Source organism: Actinomycetospora sp. TBRC 11914 (assembly GCF_012933465.1).
Taxonomy (GTDB): domain Bacteria; phylum Actinomycetota; class Actinomycetes; order Mycobacteriales; family Pseudonocardiaceae; genus Actinomycetospora.
On record NZ_JABBND010000001.1, the window covers coordinates 1,206,058 to 1,230,805 of the forward strand.

The 24,748-nt window shown below is 76.1% G+C and carries 24 protein-coding genes; 12 read left to right on the forward strand and 12 right to left on the reverse strand.

Annotated elements, in window-relative coordinates; genetic code table 11:
- Positions 1 to 111: 111 nt before the first annotated feature.
- The 3 genes from HH311_RS05730 to HH311_RS05740 all read right to left on the reverse strand — a co-directional run bounded on the left by HH311_RS05730 (position 112) and on the right by HH311_RS05740 (position 4,486).
- Positions 112 to 2,523, reverse strand: a complete 2,412-nt coding sequence (locus tag HH311_RS05730) for a UvrD-helicase domain-containing protein (RefSeq protein ID WP_211189743.1) — start codon at positions 2,521 to 2,523, stop codon at positions 112 to 114.
- Positions 2,524 to 2,693: 170 nt separating this feature from the next.
- Positions 2,694 to 3,746 carry an MBL fold metallo-hydrolase gene (locus HH311_RS05735; protein WP_312029963.1) on the reverse strand — a complete coding sequence of 351 codons (1,053 nt, stop codon included), beginning with the start codon at positions 3,744 to 3,746 and terminating at the stop codon, positions 2,694 to 2,696.
- A 5-nt stretch (positions 3,747 to 3,751) separates the two neighbouring features.
- Positions 3,752 to 4,486, reverse strand: a complete 735-nt coding sequence (locus HH311_RS05740; protein ID WP_248292014.1) for a pyridoxamine 5'-phosphate oxidase family protein — start codon at positions 4,484 to 4,486, stop codon at positions 3,752 to 3,754.
- A 458-nt stretch (positions 4,487 to 4,944) separates the two neighbouring features.
- Between HH311_RS05740 and HH311_RS05745 the strand changes: the two genes are divergently transcribed.
- Positions 4,945 to 6,459 carry a heparin lyase I family protein gene (locus tag HH311_RS05745; protein ID WP_169182516.1) on the forward strand — a complete coding sequence of 505 codons (1,515 nt, stop codon included), beginning with the start codon at positions 4,945 to 4,947 and terminating at the stop codon, positions 6,457 to 6,459.
- A gap of 86 nt (positions 6,460 to 6,545) precedes the next feature.
- On the opposite strand, the gene mihF is transcribed toward HH311_RS05745, so the two are convergent.
- A complete protein-coding gene (mihF, locus tag HH311_RS05750; RefSeq protein ID WP_169182517.1) occupies positions 6,546 to 6,857 on the reverse strand; it encodes an integration host factor, actinobacterial type in 312 nt (103 codons plus the stop codon).
- A gap of 361 nt (positions 6,858 to 7,218) precedes the next feature.
- Between mihF and HH311_RS05755 the strand changes: the two genes are divergently transcribed.
- Positions 7,219 to 8,109 carry a DUF4190 domain-containing protein gene (locus HH311_RS05755; protein WP_169182518.1) on the forward strand — a complete coding sequence of 297 codons (891 nt, stop codon included), beginning with the start codon at positions 7,219 to 7,221 and terminating at the stop codon, positions 8,107 to 8,109.
- A gap of 176 nt (positions 8,110 to 8,285) precedes the next feature.
- Here HH311_RS05755 and HH311_RS05760 read toward each other — a convergent pair whose 3' ends face one another.
- The 4 genes from HH311_RS05760 to HH311_RS05775 are packed head-to-tail and all read right to left on the reverse strand — an operon-like array spanning position 8,286 to position 11,887.
- Entirely contained in the window at positions 8,286 to 8,942 is a 657-nt protein-coding gene (locus tag HH311_RS05760; protein WP_169182519.1) for a class I SAM-dependent methyltransferase, read from the reverse strand.
- Entirely contained in the window at positions 8,932 to 9,870 is a 939-nt protein-coding gene (locus tag HH311_RS05765) for a 1-acyl-sn-glycerol-3-phosphate acyltransferase (protein ID WP_169182520.1), read from the reverse strand. Before HH311_RS05765 ends, HH311_RS05760 begins: the two co-directional genes overlap by 11 nt.
- A complete protein-coding gene (locus HH311_RS05770; protein ID WP_169182521.1) occupies positions 9,867 to 10,679 on the reverse strand; it encodes a GNAT family N-acetyltransferase in 813 nt (270 codons plus the stop codon). Before HH311_RS05770 ends, HH311_RS05765 begins: the two co-directional genes overlap by 4 nt.
- Complete coding sequence (locus HH311_RS05775; protein WP_169182522.1) at positions 10,676 to 11,887, reverse strand: glycosyltransferase family 1 protein; 1,212 nt, start codon at positions 11,885 to 11,887, stop codon at positions 10,676 to 10,678. The genes HH311_RS05770 and HH311_RS05775 overlap by 4 nt, the downstream gene beginning before the upstream one ends.
- 323 nt (positions 11,888 to 12,210) lie before the next feature.
- On the opposite strand from HH311_RS05775, the gene HH311_RS05780 reads away from it, so the two are divergent.
- The 3 genes from HH311_RS05780 (at position 12,211) to HH311_RS05790 (ending at position 15,574) form a co-directional block, all read left to right on the forward strand.
- Positions 12,211 to 13,254: an SAM-dependent methyltransferase gene (locus HH311_RS05780; protein ID WP_169182523.1), complete on the forward strand. Its 1,044-nt coding sequence runs from the start codon at positions 12,211 to 12,213 to the stop codon at positions 13,252 to 13,254.
- 253 nt (positions 13,255 to 13,507) lie between these two features.
- Positions 13,508 to 13,912, forward strand: a complete 405-nt coding sequence (locus HH311_RS05785) for a transglycosylase family protein (RefSeq protein ID WP_169182524.1) — start codon at positions 13,508 to 13,510, stop codon at positions 13,910 to 13,912.
- Between the two features lie 27 nt (positions 13,913 to 13,939).
- Positions 13,940 to 15,574, forward strand: a complete 1,635-nt coding sequence (locus HH311_RS05790) for an FAD-binding dehydrogenase (RefSeq protein ID WP_169182525.1) — start codon at positions 13,940 to 13,942, stop codon at positions 15,572 to 15,574.
- A gap of 13 nt (positions 15,575 to 15,587) precedes the next feature.
- Here the strand turns inward: HH311_RS05790 and HH311_RS05795 are convergent, their stop codons facing one another.
- Positions 15,588 to 16,022: an SRPBCC family protein gene (locus HH311_RS05795; protein WP_169182526.1), complete on the reverse strand. Its 435-nt coding sequence runs from the start codon at positions 16,020 to 16,022 to the stop codon at positions 15,588 to 15,590.
- 40 nt (positions 16,023 to 16,062) lie between these two features.
- The gene (locus HH311_RS05800; protein ID WP_169182527.1) at positions 16,063 to 17,175 is read right to left on the reverse strand and encodes an alpha/beta hydrolase; all 1,113 of its coding nucleotides are present in this window, start codon (positions 17,173 to 17,175) and stop codon (positions 16,063 to 16,065) included.
- Between the two features lie 95 nt (positions 17,176 to 17,270).
- On the opposite strand from HH311_RS05800, the gene HH311_RS05805 reads away from it, so the two are divergent.
- Positions 17,271 to 17,822: a GNAT family N-acetyltransferase gene (locus HH311_RS05805; RefSeq protein ID WP_169182528.1), complete on the forward strand. Its 552-nt coding sequence runs from the start codon at positions 17,271 to 17,273 to the stop codon at positions 17,820 to 17,822.
- 5 nt (positions 17,823 to 17,827) lie between these two features.
- Here the strand turns inward: HH311_RS05805 and HH311_RS05810 are convergent, their stop codons facing one another.
- The gene (locus HH311_RS05810; protein ID WP_169182529.1) at positions 17,828 to 18,670 is read right to left on the reverse strand and encodes a PhzF family phenazine biosynthesis protein; all 843 of its coding nucleotides are present in this window, start codon (positions 18,668 to 18,670) and stop codon (positions 17,828 to 17,830) included.
- 160 nt (positions 18,671 to 18,830) lie between these two features.
- Here HH311_RS05810 and HH311_RS05815 point away from each other — a divergent pair, with 160 nt between their 5' ends.
- Entirely contained in the window at positions 18,831 to 19,076 is a 246-nt protein-coding gene (locus HH311_RS05815; protein ID WP_312029964.1) for a DUF3253 domain-containing protein, read from the forward strand.
- A gap of 156 nt (positions 19,077 to 19,232) precedes the next feature.
- Here the strand turns inward: HH311_RS05815 and HH311_RS05820 are convergent, their stop codons facing one another.
- Positions 19,233 to 19,712: a flavin reductase family protein gene (locus HH311_RS05820; protein ID WP_169182531.1), complete on the reverse strand. Its 480-nt coding sequence runs from the start codon at positions 19,710 to 19,712 to the stop codon at positions 19,233 to 19,235.
- 218 nt (positions 19,713 to 19,930) lie between these two features.
- Here HH311_RS05820 and HH311_RS05825 point away from each other — a divergent pair, with 218 nt between their 5' ends.
- Genes HH311_RS05825 through HH311_RS05845 form a run of 5 tightly spaced genes read left to right on the forward strand, consistent with a single transcriptional unit; the run spans position 19,931 to position 24,684 of the window.
- Positions 19,931 to 20,656 carry an alpha/beta fold hydrolase gene (locus HH311_RS05825; RefSeq protein WP_169182532.1) on the forward strand — a complete coding sequence of 242 codons (726 nt, stop codon included), beginning with the start codon at positions 19,931 to 19,933 and terminating at the stop codon, positions 20,654 to 20,656.
- The gene (locus tag HH311_RS05830; protein WP_169182533.1) at positions 20,653 to 21,846 is read left to right on the forward strand and encodes an FAD-dependent monooxygenase; all 1,194 of its coding nucleotides are present in this window, start codon (positions 20,653 to 20,655) and stop codon (positions 21,844 to 21,846) included. The genes HH311_RS05825 and HH311_RS05830 overlap by 4 nt, the downstream gene beginning before the upstream one ends.
- A complete protein-coding gene (locus tag HH311_RS05835; protein ID WP_169182534.1) occupies positions 21,843 to 22,709 on the forward strand; it encodes a dioxygenase in 867 nt (288 codons plus the stop codon). The genes HH311_RS05830 and HH311_RS05835 overlap by 4 nt, the downstream gene beginning before the upstream one ends.
- 2 nt (positions 22,710 to 22,711) lie before the next feature.
- The gene (locus HH311_RS05840; RefSeq protein ID WP_169182535.1) at positions 22,712 to 23,590 is read left to right on the forward strand and encodes a LysR substrate-binding domain-containing protein; all 879 of its coding nucleotides are present in this window, start codon (positions 22,712 to 22,714) and stop codon (positions 23,588 to 23,590) included.
- Positions 23,587 to 24,684 (forward strand): enolase C-terminal domain-like protein, encoded by a 1,098-nt coding sequence (locus HH311_RS05845; RefSeq protein WP_169182536.1) that lies wholly within the window; start codon positions 23,587 to 23,589, stop codon positions 24,682 to 24,684. The genes HH311_RS05840 and HH311_RS05845 overlap by 4 nt, the downstream gene beginning before the upstream one ends.
- The last annotated feature ends 64 nt before the right edge of the window (positions 24,685 to 24,748 follow it).

The following is a 24,748-nucleotide window of genomic DNA, read 5'->3' on the forward strand; positions in this document are numbered from 1 at the left end:
ATGACGGCACCCGGATCCCGGGTTCACTTCCGGTCAACGACGGAGTCGGACCGCGGACGCGGACCGTTACCGACTCGTTGGGGACGATCTGCCCGACGGGGGAGCGCGGGGCTACCCGGCGAGGCGGCCCAGCACGGTGGGCAGCCGGTCCGGGTGGACCACGTCGAGCGACCGGGTGGCGCGGGTGAGCGCGACGTAGAGGTCGTTGAGCCCGCGCGGGGACTCCTCGACGATCCCGGACGGGTCGACGAGGACGACCGCGTCGAACTCCAGGCCCTTGGCGTCGGCGACCGTCGAGACCACCACCGCGACCTCGAGGTCCGCCGCGCCGCGCTCGTCGACCGCCGCGGTGTCCTGCCCGGTCCCGCCGACGGGCAGGCCGTCGGCCGCCAGCCGGTCGCGCAGCGCGTCCACCCGGGCGGCGGGAGCGAGGACGGCGACCCGGCCGTTGCCCTCGGCGTCGACGACGTCGTCGGCGACCGCGCGGGTCGTCGTCGCGACCTGGTGGTCGAGCGCGGAATCCGCGACGCCCACCGCGCGCGGCGGGATCCCCGACTCGCGCACCGACTCGGGCGGGGTCTGGGCCGGGTCGATGACGGCGAGGACGTCGGCCGCGACCTCGGCGATCTCGGCGGGGGTCCGGTAGTTCACGGTGAGGGCCTCGCGCCGCCACCGCGCCGCGACGTAGGGCGAGAGCACCTCGTGCCACGAGCCGGCCCCGTCGCGCGCCCCGGTCTGCGCGACGTCGCCGACCAGGGTCATCGAGCGGCTCGGGCAGCGGCGCATGAGCACCCGCCACGCCATCGGCGAGAGCTCCTGGGCCTCGTCGACGATGACGTGGCCGAAGGTCCAGGTCCGGTCCTCGGCGGCCCGCTCGGCCGCCGAGGCGTAGTTGGCCTCGCGGCTGCGGTCGGCCAGGACCGAGGCGTCGACGACGTCGGTCGGGCGCAGCAGCTCGGGGTCCCAGTCCTCCTCCATCGCGAGGATCTCCAGGACACCGGCGGCGTAGGCCTCGTCGGCCTCCCGCTTGCGCTCGGCCCGCTCCCGCTCGGCGGTGTCGTCCTCCCCGAGCAGCTCCGCGGCCTCGTCGAGCAGCACCGCGTCGGCGGGGGTCCACCAGTGCGGGTCGAGCAGGCCCCGGTCCGGGGTCGTCGCGGGCGGTGCGTCGCGGCGCAGCAGCGCCCGGTCGGCGTCGGTCCAGCCGCGGGTGGCGGCGCTGATCCGCTTCGGGTCGGTGTAGAGGTCGGCGAGCAGCTGCGGGGGCGTCAGCGTCGGCCACAGCGCGTCCAGCGCGGCGAGCAGGTCCTCGTCCTCGCGCATCGCGGCGCGGATGTCGGCGAGGTCGCCGCGGTCCAGCAGCTTCCGGTCGTCCTGCGCGACCTCCGGGTGGCTGCCCTCGCGGGAGATCCGGTCACGCTCGCGGCGGGCCAGGATGTCGATGGCCTCGCGGACGAACGTGCGCTTGGCGTCGTTGTGGGGCCGGCGGGTGCGGCGGGCGCGGGTGCGGGCCTGCGCGACGACGTCGCGGTCGATCTCGACGCGCTCCCCGTCGACGACGAGGGTGGTCGTCCCCCGCGGCAGCTCCTGGCGGTCCCGGACCGCCGCGGCGAGCACCTTGGCCATGTCGATCGAGCCCTTGCGGGCGGCGGCCTCGGCGGGCTCGTGGCGCTGCGCGGCGAGGCCCGGGTAGAGCTCGCCGACCGTCGAGAGCAGCACGCTGGTCTCGCCGAGCGAGGGCAGCACCTGCTCGATGTAGCGCAGGAAGGTCGGGTTGGGCCCGACGACGAGCACGCCGCGCTTCGCGAGCTGGCGGCGGTGGGTGTACAGCAGGTAGGCCGCGCGGTGCAGGGCCACCGCCGTCTTGCCGGTGCCGGGCCCGCCCTCGACGACGAGCACCCCGTTCACCCCGGAGCGGATGACCCGGTCCTGCTCGGCCTGGATCGTCGCGACGATGTCGCCCATGCGGCCGGTGCGCCCGGAGGACAGCGCCGCGAGCAGGGTGGCCTCCCCGGTCAGGCCCTGGCGCTGGGTGCCGTCGTGCTTCGCCGCCGCGGCCGCGGCCTCGGCGAGGTCGAGGATCTCGTCGTCGACCGCGAGGACCCGGCGGCTGCGGGTGCGCAGGTGCCGGCGCCGGCGCACGCCGTCCGGGTTGGCCGCCGTCGCCGTGTAGTACGGCCGCGCGACCGGCGCGCGCCAGTCGATCAGCAGCGGTTCGTAGTCGTGCTCCTCGTCGAGCAGCCCGAGCCGGCCGATGTAGGCGACCGGCTGGTCGAAGCCGGGGGTGTCGGGGTCCGCGGCGTCCGCCGAGCCCGGCGGGAGGACCGCGTCCGGCTCCACGTCGAGCCGGCCGAAGCACAGGCCCTCTTCGACCGCGGAGAGCGTGGCGAGCTGCTCGGAGTACATCGCGGCGGCGGCGTCGCGCTCGGAGACCGCCTGGGGTGTGCCGGTGGTCTCGTCGCGCAGCACCCGGGCGAGGAGCTCGGCGGTCTCCTTGCGCCGGGCGTCGAGACGCCCGTAGAGCATCGTCACGTAGGGCTGCTCGGCCGTGACCGGGTCCGAGCCGGGCTCGACGTCGGGCGGCGCTGTCGGGGACGCGGGGTGGGACAAGGACGACCTTCGTTCACTGTCGTGCGACGCCGGGACGGCGCTCCAGGATAGCCCCGCGTCGCGACTCCCTCTCGGGGACGAGCGCGTCAGGCCGGACGGTGCCGGGCGACCCCCTCGGCGTCCGGCTCGCGCACCACCCGGCTCTGGGCGGCGAGTACCTCGAGGTGGGCGTCGGTCTCCAGGACGGCCAGCATCCGGTGGAACGGCTCCAGGTCGGCCAGGCCCTTCTCGCGCCGCGTCCAGGTGAGCGCGGCCGCGACACCGGCGGCGGTCGGCTCGCCGGCCAGCGTGACCCGCTCGATCTCGTCGAGCCGGTGGGCGTGGTGCTCCAGGAGCTCGTCGACCCGGGCGTGGACGCTCGGGCGCACCGGCCCGTGGGCGGGCAGCAGCCGCCGGTCGGGCCGCTCGCGCACGCGGGCGAGCGAGCTCAGGAAGCGCGACAGCGCGCCCGGCCGGGCGGCGGGCTCGAACCCGATCGAGGGCGTGATGTGCGGCAGCACGTGGTCCCCGGCGAAGAGGAGCCCCGGCCCGGCGTCGAGGCCGTCGCCGGTGTCGAACACCAGGTGCCCGCGGGTGTGGCCCGGCGTCTCGACCGCCTCCAGCACGCGCTCGCCGACCGTGACGCGCTCACCGTCGGCGAGCCACTGGTCGGGCGCGGCGTAGTCCGCCATCTCGTCGTCCGGGACGCTCGCGGGCAGCAGGCCGGCGAGCTCGTCGGCGAGCGACCCCGCGCCGGCCGCCCGCAGCGCCGTCTGCTGGGCCGTCATGGGCCGCGGGCGCCGCTCCATCTCCTCGAGCGAGTCGCGCTCGCCCGCCCCGAGGGCCACCCGCGCTCCGGTCTCGCGGCGCAGCGCGACCGCCTGCGTGTAGTGGTCACGGTGCATGTGCGTGACTAGGAACCGCGCGATGTCGCCCGGCACCGCACCCAGGCCGTCCAGCGCCCGGCCGAGCAGCTCGCGCGAGACCGTCAGGGTCCAGCCGCCGTCGACCAGGGTGAGCCGGTCGCCGTCGCGCAGCACGTAGACGTTGACCGCCCGCAGCGCGTCGGAGGGCAGCGGGAGCGGGACGCGCAGCACGTCGGGCGCGACGGTCTCCGGTTCCGGGCGGCTCCAGGCGTGGCGGTCCTCGTCGTCGGTCACGCCGTTCAGGATGCCGCGCCCGCGCCCGTCCGCTCGGCGACCGGGTCGGCGGGGACCTCCGGACGGCCCTCGGCGGGCGACCCGGTCTCGTCCTCGGTCCCGGTTCGGACCGGCTCGTCGTGGCGCGCCGCGGCGCCGAAGTAGTCCCCGCCCTTCGCCTTGACCGCGTCGGTGCCCCAGCTCCGGTTCCGCTCCGCCGGCACGAGGCGCGGGATGTGCTTGCGGCAGTGGATGTAGGCCTCCTCCACCTCGACCACCACCCACACCTGCGCGCGTCGCCCCGGGACGCCGTCGGTCGGCAGCTCCGGGTACTCGAGGCGCAGGTCCGCGTCCGCGACGACCCGCGCCGAGCCGTTGACGTGCAGCCCGATCAGGGCCTCGGAGAAATCGATCATCAGCAGACCCACGTGGGGGTTCTCCGCGATGTTGCCGAGGCTCGCCATGACGCCGTTCCCGCGGTACTCCGGGTAGGCGACGTGGCGGTCGTCGAGCACGGTCACGAAGCCCTCCGGCCCGGCGCGCAGGGAGGAGTCGCACTCGCCGCGGCGGTCGGCGGTGGCGACGAACATCATCGTCATCCCGCCGATGAAGTCCGTCATCGTCGGCAGCAGCCGATCGCACACCTGGTCGTCGTAGAAGCGGTCGGCCCGCTCGGCGGTGCCCCACTGTTCCTGGAGCGCGTGCTCGCCGTCCGAACCGGGGCGTCGAGGGCGGGCGCGCAGCAGCCTGGAGAAACGCATGGTCCTCGTCTCGGTCGTCGGTCGGGGGGCGACGGCCCATGGGGAGCGGGTCCGACAGTACGGACCCTGACGACGAGCTTCCGACGTCGCCCCCGACACCTCGGGAGCCGTTCGGAGCAACTTGAGCGTGACGTACATCACTCACCCTCCGCGTCCGGAGCGGCGCGCACCGCGTCCGGCGAGACCTCCGGCGCCCTGAGCAGCGAGGACGTGACCAAGCCGTGACCTGGGCCGGATCCGGCCCCGGAACGCCCGCCCGGTGTCCCTCGATCAGGGCCCCTACGGTGGTCCTCGGCGGGGTTGGAGACGACCCCGACCCCGGATCCGGTGCGCTCCCCCTGTCCCGGCGGATCCGGCCCCCGACCCGTGCGTGCGGGACAGGTGGACGCGCCGGGCCCCACCCGGCACCGGATCGCTCCCCCTCGACCGGGTCCCGGCGCCACCAGCAAGGACCGACCATGGCTCGACATCGCTCCGGGTCCCCCCGACCCGGACGGGCCGGCCCCGGCGTGTCCTCCCCGGAGGCCACCCCGCGCACGGGCTCCTGGCCCGCCGCCTTCGACGCCCCTGCGACCGGCCCCCGACCCGGCCGCGGGAAGCACCGTCACGACCCCGCGACCACCCCGCTCGACCTCGCCGCCATCGCCCGCGCCGCCGCGGCCGCGCGCGACGAGGGCGCGGTGACCGGCGACACGGGGGGCCTGCTGGACACCCGGGTCCCGCCGCAGGCCCCGCCGGCCCCGCGGCGGGCGCCCGTCGCCCCGCCGCCCGTGACGGGCGGGCTCCCGGCCCACCCCGCGCCGGTAACCGGGGGTTTCCCGACGTCGGCCGCTCCGGTGACAGGCGGCTTCCCGACCGAGGCCCCGCCGATGACCGGCGGCTTCCCGACCGAGGCCCCGCCGATGACCGGCGGCTTCCCGACGGAGGCCGCACGGCGGCACCGCCGCCCGGGTCCGCCGCCGCCCCCGGCGGGCGCGCCCGGCCCCGTCGTCCCCCCGCCCGCCGCCCCGGCCGGCGCTCGACGCACCTCGCACCGCGCACCCCGTGACCCGCGCTTCATGACCCCGACGCGGGCCGCCGGGGCGCTGGCGCTGTTCGGGGCGCTCACGGGCGCGAGCGTGGCCGCGGCGAGCACCGGGCCGTCGTTCCTCGCCGACCCGCGCGCCGACACCGGCGAGCTCGTCCGCCCGGACGTCGCGGTCGCCCCCGCGGGGCTCTCCCAGCCGGCCGCGCACACCGCCACCGCGACTCCCCACACGGCGGCCACCGGTGCCCCGCACGCCACGACGGCGGCGCCGACCACCCACACGGCCGCGCCCGCCGCCCCGAGCGACGGCGGGAAGACCCTCTGGTCGGCCGACTTCGCCGCGGACGGGCTGAAGAACTTCAGGTCGACGCCCTGGAACAACGTGGGCGCGTCGTCGCCCGCCGTCTCCGGCGGACTGCTGAACGTCTCCATGCCCGGCGGCGGCAAGCGGGCCGAGGTCGAGCCGAAGTTCGGGGCGCTGCAGGAGGGCGACCAGTACTTCTTCGGCTTCTCGGTGAAGCTCGCGCCGGACTTCCCGGTGAACACCTCCGACTGGCAGGTGATCACCCAGTTCAAGAACGACGGCGAGGGCACGCCGCCGCTGGAGCTCAAGGTCCAGAACGGCAAGTTCGTCCTGGACGGCGACGGGGGCGCGTTCTCGAAGGTCGTGGGGGACGCGACGCCCGGGCAGTGGACCCATCTGGCGCTGCAGGTGAAGTTCTCGTCGTCGGACGGGACCGTGAGCGCGTGGCAGGACGGCGTGCAGAAGGTCGCCGACTACGCCCCGCCCTCCGGGACCATGTACGCGGGCAAGGACAGCTACGTGAAGACCGGCATCTACCGGGACACCTCGATCGAGCAGGCCGGCAAGCTGTCGTTCGGCTCCTGGGCGATCGGCACGACCCTCGGGTCGGTGAGCAAGGGCCTCCCGGCCGGGCTCGACTGACACGGCCTCCGCACGACGACGGCCCGGTCACCTCCTCGACGACGAGGAGGTGACCGGGCCGTCGGCCGTTCCGGGGCCCTGGGGCCTCAGCTCAGGGCGCTGACGAGCGCCTCGCGCTGCCGGGCGCCGAGGCCCGCCACGCGACGGTCCTCGGGGATGCCGGCCTGCTCGAGGACGGCGGCCGCCTTGGCCGGGCCGTAGCCGGGCAGGGCGCGGACGAGCTGCGAGACCTTGGTCTTGCCCGCGATGGGGTCGCTCTTGCCGCGGTCCAGCACGGCGGGGATCGACTCGTCTCCGCTCTTGATGCCGGCGAGCAGGGCCGAACGGGCCTGGCGCGCCTCACGCGACTTGGCCTGGGCGGCCTCGCGCTGCTCGGGGGTCAACGTCGGGAGTGCCATGACAGTCTCCCTCTCCTCACCTGCACAGGTCGTGGGGTCGGTGCCTGCCGGTCCCGCGCTCGGGCCGACGGGGCCATCGTGACCGGGGACGGGTGTCCGACCGGCCACGACACACCATGGCGCACCGCATCTCGGGCTCGTGCGCCGGGGGCAGGTGGTCGACCCCGACGCGCCGATGGTTGCCGGACCGTACACCCCGTCGGCGCAGGACGACGCGCTGACCTGGTGGTATCTCACTCAGTAACCGCTATTGCGCCAATCGGGTGACAATTGTCCGATTCTCTTGGCGAGCCCCTGCACGAAGCGTGACGGTACGGGGGTCCGACACGACGCCGGACCCCACCGCACGAGGAGCATCACCATGACCCAGCAGGCCGACCCCCGTCTCCCCCTCGTCGACACGTCGCTGGACGCCCAGACCACGGCTCCCGGCTTCCCCGCGCCCGGCACACCCACGGCCCAGCCCGCCGGGTGGCCGCCGGGAGAGTTCGCGGCGCCGCCCTCGCCCCCGGTCGGCGTCGGCCCGATGCCGCAGGGCCCCGCGGGCTGGGCACCGGGGGCGCCGACCCAGGCCCCCCTGAACACCCTGTCCTGGCTCTCGGTGGTGGTGGCCTTCGTCGCCTCGCCGGTCGCGATCGTGCTGGGCCTCGTCGCCCGCAAGCAGATCGCCCGCACCGGCGAGCGCGGCCGGGGCCTGGCGCTCACCGGCACGATCCTCGGCGCGGTGTTCACCGCCATCGGGATCGCGACCACGGTCCTGGTCCTGGTGCTGGCCACGACATTCAGCGCGTCCGTCCAGGCCACGACCACCCCGGCCCCCGTCGACACCGCCGGGTCCCCGGCCGCGCCCGCCGCACCCTCCGCGCCGGCCGCGCCCGCCGCACCGGCCGCCGACGACTCGGCCGGCCAGGCCCAGCTGATGGCCGGGTTCGTCCAGGTCGGTGCCGCGGCCGACACGATGTCCACCGACCTCGAGACCCACCGCGGCGACCTCGACGCGATGCAGGCCGACTTCAAGGCCTACCGCGACGCCATCGCGCAGTTCCGGACGACGGCGACCACGGTCTCCCTCTCGCCCGCCGCGCGGCAGAAGGTGGACGCCGAGCTCGTCCCGGCCATCGACCGGGTCCTCGCCGACCTCGACACCCTGTCGACCTCGTCGAGCCAGAGCCGGCTCTCCGCCGCCGCCGACGCCCTGCAGCCCGACTCGCAGGCGATGGTCACCGCAGCCACGGCCGCCGTCGGCGGCTGACCCCAGGGGGACACGGCCCGGTGCCGGGGAGCACGTCTCCCCGGTGCCGGGCCGTGCTGCTGCGCGCGGGTCCGGCCGACCCACGACCCGCGCTGATCAGGAGCACACCACGCATCCCCCAGCGCCGGCCGATATGCCGGATGTGCCCCTCGCCGGACCGGCCGACCGCCCCGACCTCAGCCGCGGGGCCGGGCGGCCCGGTGGACGATCGCCGGGGGCAGGTTGCGCCACACCGTGGGCGAGGTGGTGACCTCGTCGAACAGCTCCCCGAGCTCGACCTCGAGCGCCCGCGCCGGGGCGGCCCAGCGGGTGAAGGTGTAGCCGAACTGCACGAGGACCCCGTCCGGGGCGAGCGCCGCCGCGATCACCGGCAGCAGGGAGTCGTCGCGGCCGGGTCGGGTCGCCGACCAGCCGAGCCCGCTGACCACCACGTCGACCCCCCGCGCGCCGGGCAGCCCGCGCAACGCCAGCAGCGTCGGGAGCTCGGCCGCCGCGGCCGGCACGACCTCGACGTCGTCGAGACGCTCCGCCAGCCGGTGGGCCAGGGCCGGGTTCAGCTCGACGGCGAGGTGGCGGGCCCGGCGGTCGAGCCGCCGGGCGAGCTCCGTGGTGAAGGCCCCGGAGCCGGCCCCGAGCTCGACGACCAGCGGGTCCGGGCGGGAGCAGCCCGACAGCGCGGCGTCGGCGACCGCCCGGGCGAGCGCGGTGGAGCTCGGCCACACCGAGGCCGTCGCGACCGGGGACCGGACGAACTGGGCGGCGAAGTGCGCGGAGTCCGACCAGTCGCGCCGGTCGCGGCGCGCCCCGACGCCCCCGGCCCCGTCAGGCGACACGGTCGACCTCGACGCCCGCGAGCGGCACGAGCGCGCCCACGGCCGCCGTCGGGACCGGAACGGGGTGCACGGCGGGCCGCGGCCGGGGGTCGTCGGCCGGCGCCGGCAGCGCCCCGGTGATCGCCGCCGCCGCGCGCCGGGCGGCGTCGCGGCGTCCCCGCGCCCGCGGGCCGTCGTCGTCGCGCACCGGCGCCTGGACGGGCAGCACCCGGACCGTCAGCACGGTGCCGCGCGCTGCGGCGACGCGCACCAGGGAGGCGACCAGGGTGTCGTCGCCGACGAACGCCGGAGCCGCGTCGGGGCCGCCGTCGGCGTCCGCGTAGGACAGCGCCACGGGGACCACCGGCGCCCCGGCGTCGAGGGCGGCCTGGAAGGCCGCGGGGCGGAAGCGGGCCAGGTCGCGCCCGCAGCGCGTCGTCCCCTCCGGGAACACCCCGACGCATCCCCCGGCACCCAGGGCGCCGGTCACCGCCGCGACCGCGTCGGGCAGCGCGCGGAGCCGGTCGCGGTCGAGGAACACGGTGCCGGCCCGGGCGGCCATCGGCCCGATCAGCGGCCACGTGCGCAGCTCGGCCTTGGCGAGCATGCGCACCGGCACGAGCTGGTTGAGGGCGAGGACGTCGAGCCAGGAGACGTGGTTGGCGACGACGAGCGAGCCGGGTGCCGGCCGGGGGCCGGTCACCACCACCCGGACCCCCGCCGCGGCCAGCAGCATCCCGCACCAGATCGCCTGCGCCCGCTCGAGGCGCCGGAGGCCGAGGACCGGGGCCGCCGGCGCGAGGATCGCGCCGGCCGCCACCGCGCCGGCGAGCGCGGCGAGGCGGAGCGTCGTGCGGACGACGCGGCCCAGCCGGACGACCCCGGCGTCGGGCGCGGCCACGGGGAGGCACTCCGGACCGCACGGCGAGGTGGGGAACCAGCCGGTCACCCGTCCTCCCCGAGCAGGTGACGACGCCACCGCGGGTCGATGGTGGTGTGGTCGAGCAGCACGAACAGGTCGGCCACACCGAAGTCGGGGTCGAGGGCCGGCGGGCCCCCGATCCGCGCGCCGAGGCGCAGGTAGCCGCGCAGCAGCGGCGGGGTCTCGACGCGGGCCCGGCGCGGCCCACCCGCGCCGTCGGTCCCGATCGGGGCGGGCCGGTGGGGCACCACCCGGCGGTCCTCGGGAGCGAGGTGCTTGCGGGTCACCAGGGACCACACCGAGCCGGGCAGCGCGCCCTCGGCATCGAGCGGGACGCTGGCGCACCCGATCAGCCAGCGGTGCCCGGTGAGCACCAGGTAGCGCCACATGCCACCCCAGACCAGCGAGAGGACGGTGCCGGTGCGGTGGTCGGGGTGGACGCAGGAGCGGCCCACCTCGACCAGCCGGGGGCGCAGGTCGTCGAGGGCGGACAGGTCGAACTCGGTGTCGGAGTACAGGCCGCCCGCCGCGGTCGCGCCGTCCGGGGACAGCATCCGGTAGGTGCCGACGATGGCGCCGTCGCGGTCGTCGCGGACCATCACGTGGTCGCAGAACGCGTCGAAGGCGTCCTCGTCGCGCCCCTCCTCGGCGGCACGGCCGGGCGCGAGACGGGCGCCCTGCTCGATCGCGAACACGTCGTGGCGCAGGCGCTGCGCGGCCCGCACGTGCTCGTCCTCGCGGGTGACGAGCAGGCTGTAGCGGCCGGGACGTACAGCGGCGTCGGCGGTGGCCCCGGGGCTCGCCGGGGTCGTGAGCAGGACCTCGGTGCTGGTCATGCGGCGGTGTCTACGGGCCCCGGACGCCGCGCGGCCGACCCGCGCGTGACGAGGTGGTGTGCGCCGCGTGAATCGTCGGCGGTCCCGACGAGCTCCCGGTAGTGGCCGAGCAGCTCCTCGCAGACCGCCGGCCAGGTGCGGCCGCGCGTCGAGGCCCGGGCCGCGTGCCCCATCCGCCGTCGCAGCGCGGGATCGTCGCGCCAGAGCCGGACCCGCTCGCGCAGCGCGGTGGCGCCCGCGTCCGGCGAGGAGGCGTCGTAGAGCCAGCCGGTCTCCCCCGGCTCGACGAGGTCGCGGACGCCACCCGCGTCGGGCGCGAGGACGGGCAGCCCGGCGGCCTTGGCCTCCTGCACCGCCTGGCAGAACGTCTCGAACGGCCCGGTGTGCACGAAGGCGTCGAGCGCGGCGTAGGCGGTGGCGAGGTCGTCGCCGCCGCGGAAGCCGAGGAACGCGGCGCCGGGCAGCAGCTCGGTGAGCCGCTCGCGGGCGGGCCCGTCCCCGACGACGACGACGCGCACGCCGGGCAGCTCCGCCAGGGCGGCCAGCCGCTCCACCTGCTTCTCCGCCGCGAGCCGGCCGACGTACCCGACGAGCATCTCCCCCCGCGGGGCCAGCTCGCGACGCAGGGCCGCGGCCGCGTGCCCGCCGTCGGGGTGCTCGGCGGAGGGCCGGAACCGGAGGGTGTCGACGCCGCGGCCCCACCGGTGGACCCGGGGCACCCCGTGCGACTCGAGCGCCCGCACCGCCCAGGCCGACGGCGCGAGGGTGCGGTCGGCGCGGGCGTGCAGCCGGCGGGTCCAGCGCCAGGCCGCCCGCGCGGTGAGGCCGACGCCGTACGAGGCGGCGAACCCGGCGACGTCGGTCTGGTAGACCGCGACCGTCGGCGCCCCGAGCCGGCGTGCCGCCGTGATCGCCCGGGCGCCGAGGACGAACGGTGAGGCGAGGTGCACGACGTCGGGCCGGTACTCCTCGAGCGTCGCCCGCACGGCCGGCGTCGGGACCCCGACCGGCAACGAGTCGACCACCGCGAGATCCAGCGCGGGCACCCGGACGACGGGGACGCCGTCGACCTCATCGGGCCCCGCGCCGGGGGCGAGGACCAGCGCCTCGTGACCCTGCCGGCGGAGGTGGGCGATGACGTGCAGGACGGAGTTGGTGACCCCGTTGACCTGCGGCAGGAAGGACTCGGTCACGACCGCGACGCGCACGGACGAGACGGTGGCCGGTGTGGGGTCCCTGTTGCCGACGACGACGTGACCTCCGGCGGAACCCTCTCCCAACAGCAGGCGTGAGCGTCTCGTGATGAAATCGTTATCTACTACGGTCCGTGTCGTGATCCGCGCCAGGGCGGCCTCCGGGTCCGACGGGCTGTCGTCAGCACCCCGATCTGGTCACGGAGCGCAGCCGAACTGCTCTCGGAGCGCTGGTCCATCCGGTTGGGCGTTTGACACGCCGACGTTTCGGAAGCCCTACTGACCTCGGCGCCGCCCGGGTCGGAGCGGCGCGGCAGGACTCGGGGGAGGTGCCGCGCGTGGGGGAACTGCCGCGCCGGCACCCGTCGGTCGCGCCGGTCGGGCTGACTGGCCGGGCACGGGCCGAGGCGGTCGCGGCGCCCGGGCCCCTCACGTTCGCCGCCGTGCCCGCCCAGCCGGCGGCCCGGCCCGGACCGACGGCCCGGCCCGGACCGGCCGCACGGCCCGGATCGACGGCACGGCCGGGGACGACGGCCCCGACCGAGGAGCCCACCCCGGCGACGCGCCCCGCCGCCACTCCGGCCCCCTCGGACGCCGCCCCGGCCGCGACGCCGGAGGAGTTCGAGCAGCCGAGCTCGGCCCGCGTGTACGACTACCTCCTCGGCGGTGCGGCCCACGGGGCCGTCGACCGCGCGCTCGGCGACCGCCTCAAGTGCTCGCAGCCCGGCGTCGTCGAGCTCGCCCGGGAGAACCGCGCGTTCCTGCGGCGGGCCGTGCGCTTCCTGCTCGCCGCCGGCATCGACCAGTTCCTCGACCTCGGCTCGGGCGTCCCGACGATGGGCAACGTCCACGAGGTCGTCGCGCGGAGCCGCTCCGGCGCCCGCGTCGCCTACACCGACGTGGACTCGATCGCCGCGCTGCACGGCCAGCACCTCCTGGCCGCGCTCCCGACGGCCACCTACACCGCGGTGGACATCGCCGACGTCGACGCCGTCCTCAGCGCGCCCGGCGTCGCCGGCCTGCTCGACCTGCGCCGCCCCGTGGGACTGCTCGCCTTCTCCGTGCTCCAGCACGTGCGCGAGGACGCCGCGTCGCTCGTCGAGGCCTACCTGCGGCGCCTGGCGCCCGGGAGCGCCCTGGGGCTCTCCCACTTCACCGACGACGACCCGCGCACCGGCACCGCGATCGAGACCGAGACCGCCGCCTACCCGCGGTCGGTGCCCCGGCCGCGCAGCCGCGCCGAGGTGGCCGCCCTCCTCACCGGGGTGGACCTCGTCGACCCGGGCCTGGTCTGGGCCGACGAGTGGCGCCCCGAGCCGGGGCGCCCGGCGGGCGGCGCGGAGGCCCGGGGGCACTGGGCGGCCGTCGGCTTCCGGCAGTAGGTCCGCGCCGCGCCCCGCTCGTCTCGGCCACCTGCGCCGTCGTCGACCCGTTCGGCCTAGCTCCACGCGCGGGCGCGTTGCTCCAATCGCCACCCGTCGCCGTCGGGCCGCCACTCACCGCGACACGCTGCGACACCGTCGTCACGTGAGGTGACGGAAGGTCTCGGTTCTATTACGGTTCCTCCTCGCCGGTCCGCTCCCCAGCACCTCCGGCCCGAGTAGCCCCCCGACTCGACTTGGAGCCGCCGTCCTCATGCCTGGTCGCCACCGCAAGCCCAGCACGCTGTCCGAGACCACGGGCAGCCTCGCGCTCACCAGCCTCAAGGTCGCCGCCGCCGCCGCGACGGTCACCGCCCCGGTGGCGCTGGCCGGCACCGCGATGGCCGCGCCGACCGTGCACTCGCCGCAGAGCAACGCGACCTGGGACCGGCTGGCCAAGTGCGAGTCGACGAACAACTGGGACGCCGACACCGGCAACGGCTTCAAGGGCGGCCTGCAGTTCACGCCGTCGACCTGGAAGGCCTTCGGGGGCAAGGAGTTCGCCTCGAGCCCCGACGAGGCCACCCGCGAGGAGCAGATCGCCGTGGCCAAGAAGGTCCAGGCCGAGCAGGGCTGGAACGCCTGGCCGACCTGCAGCAAGAAGCTCGGGTACGCCTGATCCCCGGCCGCCGGGCAGGATGACCCGGTGAGCGCAGACGTCGTCGTCGTGGGAGCCGGGCTCGCCGGGCTCGTCGCCACCGCCGAGCTCGCCGACGCCGGGCGCCGGGTGGTCCTGCTCGACCAGGAGCCCGAGGCGTCCTTCGGCGGGCAGGCCTGGTGGTCGTTCGGCGGGCTCTTCCTCGTCGACTCCCCCGAGCAGCGCCGGCTGCGCATCCACGACTCGGTCGACCTCGCCTGGTCGGACTGGCAGGGCTCCGCGCAGTTCGACGCCACCGGCGACGAGTGGGGCCGCCGCTGGGCCCGCGCCTACGTCGAGTGGGCAGCCGGGGAGAAGCGGTCCTGGCTGCGCGGCCAGGGCATCTCGTTCTTCCCCGTGGTCGGGTGGGCCGAGCGCGGCTCGGGCACGGCCACCGGCCACGGGAACTCCGTCCCGCGCTTCCACATCGTCTGGGGCACGGGCCCCGGCATCGTCGAGCCCTTCGCCCGCCGCGTCCGGGCCGCGGCGGCGCACGGCCGCGTCGAGATCCGGTTCCGCCACCGCGTGGACCGGGTGACGACGACGGCGGGCGCGGTCACCGGGGTGGCGGGGGCGGTCCTCGAGCCCAGCGGCGTCAGCCGGGGCCAGCCGAGCTCGCGGGTCGAGGTCGAGCCGTTCGCGGTGGACGCGGACGCGGTGGTCGTCACCTCCGGCGGCATCGGCGGCGACCACGAGGCGGTGCGCAAGTACTGGCCGGCCCGCCTCGGCACACCGCCCGAGCACATGATCTCCGGCGTCCCGGCCCACGTGGACGGCCGCATGATCGGGATCGCCGAGGCCGCGGGCGGGGCCGTGGTGCACCGCGACCGGATGTGGCACTACACCGAGGGCATCGCCAACCACTCCCCGGTCTGGCCGCTGCACGGCATCCGCATCCTGCCCGGACCGTCGTCGCTGTGGTTCGACGCCGTCGGGCGCCGGCTCCCCGCCCCGCTCTACCCCGGCTTCGACACGCTCGGCACGCTCGCGCACATCCGGACCACCGGGCACGACCACACCTGGTTCGTCACCACGCAGCGCATCCTCGAGAAGGAGTTCGCGCTCTCCGGCTCCGAGCAGAACCCCGACCTCACCGGCCGCGACATCCGCCTGACCCTGCAGCGCGGGCGGCCCGGGCCGACGGGACCGGTGGGCGAGTTCCAGCGCCGCGGGGCGGACTTCGTCGCCGCGTCGACACTGCGCGAGCTCGTCGACCGGATGAACGCCCTGACCCCGGAACCGCTCCTGGCGTTCGAGGACGTCGAGCGCGAGGTCCTCGCGCGCGACCGCGAGCTGGCCAACCCCTACGGCAAGGACCTGCAGCTCGCGGCGGTCCGCTCCGCCCGGAACTACCTCGGCGACAAGCTCACCCGGGTCGCGGCGCCCCACCGGCTGCTCGACCCGGCGGCCGGTCCGCTGGTCGGGGTGAAGCTGCACGTGCTGACCCGCAAGACCCTCGGCGGGCTGCACACCGACCTCTCCGGGCAGGTCCTCGGCGTCGACGGCGAGCCCGTGGCCGGGCTGTACGCCGCCGGCGAGGCGGCCGGGTTCGGCGGCGGCGGGGTGCACGGCTACCGGTCGCTGGAGGGCACCTTCCTCGGCGGCTGCCTGTTCAGCGGGCGGACGGTGGGGCGCGCGCTGTAGGTGCGCTGCGCGCTCACGAGCCTCCGGCACCTTCGGCGTCCTTGCGGACCGACTCCAGGTTCTTGCGGGCCGACCGGGTCATCGCCCGCTCCAGGCCCCACTCGGGCACCGGGACGGTGACCTCCATCGTCGAGGTCATCGTCAGCTCGGTCCCCTCGCCCGACTCGGCCGCCTCGTAGGTGATGACGCTCGAGCGGATCAGCCGCCCGCCGTCGCCGGAGCAGGTCAGCGTCACCGACGAGTCGGTGTAGGCCACCTCGTACGTCGCGGTCGTCCGGAACCCGACGGCGCCGAGGGTGACCTTGATGCTCGAGGGCCGACCGTCCGCGTCGTGCGCCTGGACCTCGGCGGCCTTCGCCTCGTTCGCCCAGCGATCGGGGTTCTCCAGGTCCGACACGACGCCGACCACGGTCGACACCGGCGCGGCGATGGAGATCGATTCCTTCACGGGTCCCGCCATGCTGCGGAAGTACCCATCCCGAGCCGGGTCACGCGCGGTCGGCGGCCACCCCGTCGTGCGCCATGAGGTCCCCGCGCTCCGTCTCCGGCCGGCCGGTGAGCGCGATCCCGGCGCGCAGCGCCGACGCCGCGTCCAGCACCGCGTCCCGGGCGGCGGGCACGAGCCCGGCGAACCCCGCGTAGCCGTGGACGAGGCCGGGGAAGCGTCGGGCCACCGTCGGGACCCCCGCCGCCCGCAGCGCCGCGACCAGCTCCTCGCCCTCGTCGCGCAGGGGGTCGAACCCCGCCGTCGCGACGTAGGCCGGGGGCATCACGCCGAGGTCGTCCGCGTCGAGCAGCGCCGTCGGCCGGATGGGGTCGAGCCCTTCGGGCAGGTAGAGCCCCTCGAACCACTCGACGTCGACGGTGCGCAGCCCGAACCCGTCGGCGAAGAGCTCGCGGGAGCCGCCCGACCGGCCGGCGTCGGTGACCGGGTACAGGGCGAGCACGAACTCCGCCGTCGTCTCCCCCCGCCGCGCCAGCTGGTGGGCGGAGGTGAGCGCGAGGTTCGCGCCGGCCGAGTCGCCCCCGACGGCGACGGCGCCCGCCCGGAACTCCTCGCGGTGGTCCAGGGCGTAGCGCAGCGCGACGACGGCGTCGGCCAGGCCCGCCGGGAACGGGTGCTCCGGGGCCAGCCGGTACTCCACCGAGAGCACCCGCACGCCGGCCTGCTGCGCGAGCGCCCGGCACAGCGGGTCGCCGGAGACGACGCTGCCCAGCGCGAAGCCGCCCCCGTGGAAGAACACGAGCAGGCCCGACGTCGCGCCGGCGAGGTCGTCGGGCTCGTAGAGCCGGGCGTCGAGGACTCCGGGGACCTCCCGGGTCACCCCGACCGGCACCGGGATCGACATCGCCCGGCTCGCGACCCCGCGGGTGACCTCCGCCAGCCCGGACGCGGCCTCGTCGGTGAGCCGGCGCTGGTCGGTGAGCGGTGGGTCCTCGCCGGGAGCCGCGGCGAGCGCGAGGAGCCGCAGGATCATCTGCACGTCGAGGTCGAGCACCTGGCCGTCACGCCGGACGCGACGGCCGGCGAGGGCGCGCTTGGCGGGCCGCGGGAGCCCGACGAGCGCCCGGAGCACGCGGCGCAGGATCGGGAACTTCACTCCGCCCACCCTAGGAGGGCGGTCGGGGACGGTCCCGCCCGGTGGTCGTGGATCACCCGGGTCGGCGGCCGCCCGCGTTCGTCATGCTGGCCGACATGGAGGAGCCCCCGGTGCTCGTCGGCGTGCGGACCCGCCTGCGGTCCTGGCGGGCCGACGACGCCCCCGCGATCCACGCGGCCTGCCAGGACCCGGACATCCAGCGGTTCACGACGGTGCCCTCGCCCTACCGGTACGCCGACGCGGAGTGGTTCCTCGCCCACCACGTCCACGACGTCGCCGCCGAGGGCGGTCGCGCGTTCGCCGTCGAGGCCCTGGGCGAGCCGGGGCTGGCGGGCAGCATGGCGCTGCTGCACGCGCGGCCCGAGCCGGACCGCGGGGTGGTCGGCGAGATCGGCTACTGGACGGCGCCGTGGGCGCGGGGCCGGGGCTGGACCGCGGACGCGCTGGGCGTCGTCGTGGCCTGGGCGTTCGCGGAGCGCGCGGTCGACCGCCTCGAGCTGCTCATCGACCCGGAGAACGCGGCGAGCCGGGCGGTGGCGCGCCGTGCCGGGTTCGCCGAGGAGCACCTCGACCCCGCGCACGTCCTGCGCGACGGCTCGGTGCGCGCGCTGCTCGTGCACGGCCTGCACGCCCGCGACCGCGGTTGAGGGCGCTACAGCGCGAGGGTCCCGACGACGCCGGGCACGGTCCCGCCGCCGACCCACACCTCGCCGTCGGCGTGCTCGACGTGCACCCGCCCCCGTCGTCCCAGTCGTGTGCCCTGCGCCGCCACGTACGAGGTCGGGGCGTGCCCGGCGTCGACGAGCCAGCGACCGAGCCCGGCGTTGAGCGAGCCGGTGACCGGGTCCTCGCCGACCCCCATGGCCGGCACGAACGCCCGGACCTCGAAGGCGACGTCCCCGCCGGCCGGGTGCGGCCCCACGACCCCGGCCGCGGAGCTGACCCCGTTCGCCGCGAGCGCCCGCAGGTCGGGCTCGAGGCCGAGCACCGTCGCGGCGTCCGCGAGCAGGAGCGCGACCCAGCCCGGGCCGTTGTCGACCCAGGCGGCGTCGCGGACCTCGACGCGCGGGACGCCGAGCGCGGCCGCCAGGGAGGACACGTCGGCGTCGTCGACCGGCCCGGAGCGGCGCAGGGGAGGTGCCGCGAAGGCGAGCCGCCCGCCGTCGGAACGCAGCCGGACGAGCCCGGCCCCGCACTCCTGCACCGGCCCGGACCCGTCCCGCGGGACGCCGCCCGCCTCCAGCCACGCCCGGGCGGACCCGAGGGTCGGGTGCCCGGCGAACGGGAGCTCGGTCCGCGGCGTGAAGATGCGCAGCCGGTAGTCGGCCGTCGGGTCGGTGGGCGGCAGCAGGAACGTCGTCTCGGAGAGGTTGGTCCAGGACGCGACCGCGGCCATCTGCGCGTCGGTGAGGCCCTCGGCCTCGTGGACGACCGCGACGGGGTTGCCCGCGGTCAGCTCGTCGGCGAACACGTCGACCTGGGAGAAGGGGCGCACGCCGACGATCTCCCCACGACGGCGGGCGCGGGTCCAGGACCACCCGCGCCACGGTGGCAGGTGACCGCGCCGTGATCACTTCCCGGTGGCGGATCCGAGGTCTCCGCGTCCGGAACCGCTACCGGAGAACGATCATGGTGGCGCCGGGTACCCGGAGACCGTGGACACCGAGCGGGCGCTGGAGGCGGCGATCACCGAGCTGCTCGACGCGCGGGGCGCCGGGAAGACGATCTGCCCGTCCGAGGCCGCGCGGCGCGTCGACCCGGACGACTGGCGCCCGCTGATGGAGCCGGCCCGGCGGGTGGCGCGGCGCCTGGTCGCGCGCGGGGAGATCGAGATGACCCAGCACGGCGAGGTCGTGGACCCGGCGACCGCGACGGGCCCGGTGCGGCTCCGCCGCCCGTGAGCGTCGGCCAGGTGCCGAGTGGACCCCCATGGCTGCCCCGCCAGCCCTCACCGCCCACTCGATCACCACGACGGCCGGCCACCGGCCCCGAATGGACCCCCATGGCTGCCACCGCAGCCCTCACCGCCCACTCGGCGTCGGGTCGCGGTCGCGCACCTACGAGGGCACCGACCGCGAGTAGCCACCCCGGTGGAAGACGAGCGGCGGCAGCCCGGGCGCGTCGAGGTCGTGCACGGCGCCCACGACGATGAGGTGGTCGCCGCCGTCGTGCGAGGCGTGCAGCGTGCAGTCGATCCAGGCGGTGGCCCCGGTGAGGATCGGCGAGCCGAGGTCGGAGTGCGAGAAGTCGACCCCGGCGAACTTGTCGGTCCCGGACTTCGCGAACGTCGTCGAGAGCTCCTGCTGGTCCTCGGCGAGGACGTTGACGCAGAACCGTCCGGTCGCCTCGATCCGCGGCCAGGACGTCGAGCTGCGGCCCGGGAGGATGAGCACCAGCGGCGGGTCGAGCGAGAGCGAGGAGAACGACTGACACGTGAACCCGGCCGGCTCGCCGTCGACGGTGCCGGTGACGATCGTGACCCCGGACGGGAAGTGCCCGAGGACCGACCGCATCGTGGTCGGGTCCGTGCTCGCCATGCGTGCTCCTCCTCGATCACCGGCACCGCCACGCTAGGGCCTGCACCGGGCGACGGCACCCCGATCGTGGGCCGCGCCGCATCCTCCGCCTCCGGGCCCGACCCCACGCCCCGTTCTTGACGCTACGCATCTCAATCGTGCGGGATTCAGCGCTTTCTCCTCCGGGATGACCCGTGTCACGCTGTCCGTCGACAGTCGTCCGACGGGAGGCGTTCGCAGTGGAGACCTTCGTCCTGATCACCGGGGCCTGGCACGGCGGCTGGAGCTGGCGGCCGGTCGCGACCCGCCTGCGGGCGGCGGGCCACCGCGTCCTCACGCCGACGATGCCGGGCCTCGACCTCGGCGACGACCCCCGCGGGATCACCCTCACCGACTGCGTCGACGCGGTCGTCGCCCTCGTCGAGCGCGAGGACCTGCACGACGTGACGCTGCTCGGGCACAGCTGGGGCGGCTACGTCGTCTCCGGCGCCGCGCCTCGCGTGGCCCCGCGCCTGGCGCGCACCGTCTTCTGGAGCGCGTTCGTCCCGGACGACGGCGAGTCGCTGATGGATGCCGTCCCGCCCGACTACCGCGACCTCTTCCGCGCCCAGGCCGCCGCGAGCGGCGAGGACAACACCGTGTCGCTGCCCTTCGAGGTGTGGCAGCAGGCGTTCATGCAGGACGCGTCGACCGACGCCCAGCGGGCCGTGCACGGACTGCTCGCCCCGCAGCCGCTCGGGACCTTCACCGAGGCGCCCAACCAGAAGCCGTTCTTCGATCTCGACGTGCCCAGCGCCTACGTGCTGTCCGTCGACGACGTCGCGCTGCCGCCCGGGGAGTACGGCTGGACGCGCTTCCCGGAGCGGCTGGGCGTCACCGCCATCGAGGCCCCCGGCAGCCACGAGGCCAACTTCACCCGCCCCGCCGAGCTCACCGACGCGTTCCTGCGGGCGGTCGCGGCGTGAGCACCCGGGTCGCCGTCGTCGGGGCAGGCATCGGGGGGCTGACCCTGGCGATCGCACTGGCCCGTGCGGGCGTGCCCGTCGAGGTCTACGAGCGCGCCGACGAGCTCCGCGAGGTCGGCGCGGCCGTCGCGCTCTCGGGCAACGGCACCCGCGAGCTGTACCGCCTCGGCGTCGGGGAGGCCCTCGACGCCGTCTCCACCCAGCCCACCGAGCTGATCTACCGCGACGGGCGCACCGGCGACCGGATCGCCGCCCACCCCGGCGGCGCGAGCTACCGCGCTCGCTTCGGCGCCCCGTACTGGGGCATCCACCGCGTCGACCTCCAGCAGACGCTCGCCGCCGCCGTGGATCCCGCCCACCTGCACCTCGGGCGGGCCGCCACCGCGGTGACCGACCACGGCGACGGCGCGGAGATCACGCTCGACGACGGCTCGACGGTGACGGCGGACGTCGTCGTCGGCGCCGACGGAGTGCACTCGGTGGTGCGCGAGGCCGTCGTCGGGCGGGGGCAGGGCCCGGTCTACTCCGGCACGAGCGCCTTCCGCGGCCTCGTCCGGCGATCGGACCTGCCCTCGCTGCCCGACCCGCTCGCCATCCAGTTCTGGGCCGGGCCGCACGCCCACCTGCTGCACTACCCGATGGGCGGGTGGGCCCGCGACGACGACACGATCAACTTCTTCGCGGTGCTGTGCGGCCCCAGGTCATGGCAGGGCGGGAACACCGAGGTTCCCGACGGCGAGCTGCTCGCCGGCTTCGCCGGCTGGCACCCGGCGGTGCGGGAGATGCTCGCCGCGGTCGAGCAGAGCCCCCGCTGGCCGCTGCTCTCCCAGCCCCCGCTGACCCGCTGGGCCCGCGGCCGCATCGTGCTCATCGGCGACGCCTGCCACGCGATGCTGCCCCACCACGGGCAGGGCGCGAACCAGTCGATCGAGGACGCCGTCGTGCTGGCCGACCTGCTGGCCGCCACCGACCCCGACACGGCGCTCGCCGCCTACCCCCGCCGACGCCGCGCGCGCACCCGCGCCGTGGCCCGCAGCGCCTGGGAGACCGGGACGCTGCTCCACCTCCCCGACGACGACGTCGCGGGCCTGTCCGAGCGCGACGCGCGCTTCACGGGCTACCTCGACGCCAACGCCTGGGTGCACCAGTACGCCGCCAGCGACGCCACCACCACGAAGGAAGCCGCATGACCACGACCGAGCAGTCCACCACCGACGCCGCGACCGCCGGCTCCCACGCCACCGAGATCGCCCGCTCCGGCGCGGCCACCTTCCGCACCGGCGGCGGCAGCGTCGACCAGCAGCGCGCCGCGTCGGTGATCGGCGCCGCCCTCGAGGGCATCCGCTCCGCGATCCGCGAGCAGAAGGTGACCTACGAGGAGTTCGACGCGTTCAAGCGCTGGCTGATCGCGGTCTCCGACACCGGGGAGTGGCCGCTGTTCCTCGACGTCTACCTGGAGTTCGAGGTCGAGAAGGTCGCCGCCGAGACCCAGGACGGGTCGGTCGGCACCATCCTGGGCCCGTTCTGGCTCGACGGGCAGGCCCAGCTCTCCAGCCCGGCGACGCTGCCGATGCGCGACGACGAGCCGGGCACGCCGATGATCCTGGCCGGGCAGGTCACCGCCACCGACGGCACCCCGCTGGCCGGCGCGAAGGTCGACATCTGGCACACCGACGACGAGGGCTGGTACTCCGGCTTCGCCTCGAAGCCGCCGGCCGGGAACCTGCGGGGCGTCGTCACCTGCGACGACCAGGGCCGCTACGAGATCCACACCCGCAAGCCCGCGCCGTACACCATCCCGCTCGACGGCCCGACCGGGCAGATGACCCTGGCGGCCGGGTGGAGCCCCTGGCGCCCGGCGCACATCCACCTGCTGGTGACCGCGCCCGGGCACCGGACGCTGACCACCCAGCTGTTCTTCACCGGCGACCCCTACCTCGGCAACGACGTCGCCTCGGCCGACAAGCCCGAGCTGACCCTCGACCCGCAGCGCACCGGCAACGGCGACGAGATCCGCTCGGACCGGGACTTCGTGCTGGAGCCCGAGGCCTGACGGTGGACCTCCGGCAGCTGCGCTACTTCGTCACGGTGGCGCGGACGCGGCACTTCGGGCGGGCGGCCGAGCAGCTGCACATCGCCCAGTCGCCGCTCTCGCAGGCGATCCGGCAGCTGGAGTCGCACCTCGGCGCGCCGCTCTTCGAGCGGACCACCCGCCGGGTCGACCTCACCGCCGCCGGGGAGGCGCTGCTGCCGGAGGCCGTCCGCATCCTCGAGTCGGTGGGGGCCGCCCGCGAGCAGGTCGCGCGGGTGGCCGCCGGCGACCTCGGGCGGCTGCGGGTCGGCGCGACGGCGCTCGCGACCTACCGCCACGTCCCCGAGCTCGTGCGGCGCCTCGGCGACGAGCTGCCGGGGCTCAGCCTGCGACTGGTGACCGAGCTGCTCACCCCCGCCCTCGAGGCCGCCCTGGCCGACCACCGCATCGACCTCGCGATCCTGCGCCCGCCGGTCTCGGACGGGTCGCTGGCGACGCGGCTGCTGGCCCGGGAACGGCTGGTGCTCGCGGTGCCGGCCGGGTGGACCGGTCCGTCCGACGGCGCGGTGCCGCTGCCCGAGCTCGCCGACGAGGACTTCGTCGTGTACTCGCCGCCGGGCTCGGTGGTCGGTGCGGCCGCCGACCGCGCCTGCCGCGCGGCCGGCTTCGTCCCCCGGCGCACCCACGAGGCCGACCAGACCTCGATCGTGCTCGCGCTCGTCGCGGCCGGCCTCGGGGTCGCGCTGCTGCCCGCCTCCGTCCTGGCCGTCACCGTCGACGGCGTCCGCTACCGCGAGCTCGCCGACTGCGACGTCACCGCCGACGTCGCCCTGGCCTGGCGTCGCGACGACCCGTCCCCCGCCCTGGACAAGGCGCTCGCCGTTCTCGAGAGGACACCGTGAAGATCACCGCCGTCGAGGCGATCCCGCTCGCGATCCCCTACCGCCGCCCGTTCGGCTTCGCCAGCGGCCGCGTCACCGCCGCCGACCACGTCCTGGTCCGGGTCACCACCGACGACGGCCTCGTCGGGCACGGCGAGGCCCCGCCGCGGCCCTACACCTACGGCGAGACGGCGGCCTCGATCGTGGCGGCCGTCCGCGACCTGTTCGCGCCCGTGCTCGTCGGCGCCGACCCCTTCGCCCGGGAGCGGCTGCGCGCCGAGCTCGACCGCACCGTCGCCAACAACGCGGCCAAGGGCGCCCTCGACGTCGCCCTCTGGGACCTCGTCGGGCAGGCCTGCGGGCAGCCGGTGCACGTCCTGCTCGGGCACGCCGCCGACGACGTCCGCGCCGCCCACATGATCGGGCTCGGCTCCCCGAAGGAGATGGTCGCCGACGCCGTCGAGATGCGCGACGAGCACGGCGTCGACGCGTTCAAGATCAAGGTCGGCCGGGAGCTGGGCGTCGACATGGCGGCGGTCCGGGCGCTGCGCGCCGAGCTGGGCGAGCACGTCGAGCTCTACGCCGACGCCAACCGCGGCTGGGACGCCGACACCGCGATCGTCGCGTCCCGGCGGCTGCACGACCACGGCGTGACGATGCTCGAGGAGCCCAACCCGGCCGCCGACGTGCTCGGCCGCCGCCGCATCGTGGCCGCGTCGCCGATCCCGGTGGTGGGCGACGAGTCGACGATCACCCTCGGCGGCGTCGCGCGGTCGCTGCTCGACGGCGACGCCGAGGCGATCAGCGTCAAGGTGGCCCGCACCGGGTTCACCGACTCCGCGAAGATCGTCGGGCTCTGCGAGGGGCTCGGGGTGACCACGGTGGTCGGGAACCAGATCGACGGGATGCTCGGCACCGTCGCCTCGGTGGCGCTGGGCTGCGGGCTGCGCGCCCTGGCCCGCCACCCCGTGGAGGTCACCAACTACCTGCTCATGGCCGACGACGTGCTCGCCGAGCCACCGGCGATCGTCGACGGCCGGCTCGCCGCGCGGCAGGAGCCCGGTCTCGGGGCGACGATCGACCCCGAGAAGCTCGCGCACTACCGGCTGGACTGAGCGTCAGGAAAGCCACTTTCCAGACGCTGGACGTCAGGAAACCGTCGTCGATCACGGAGGCCCC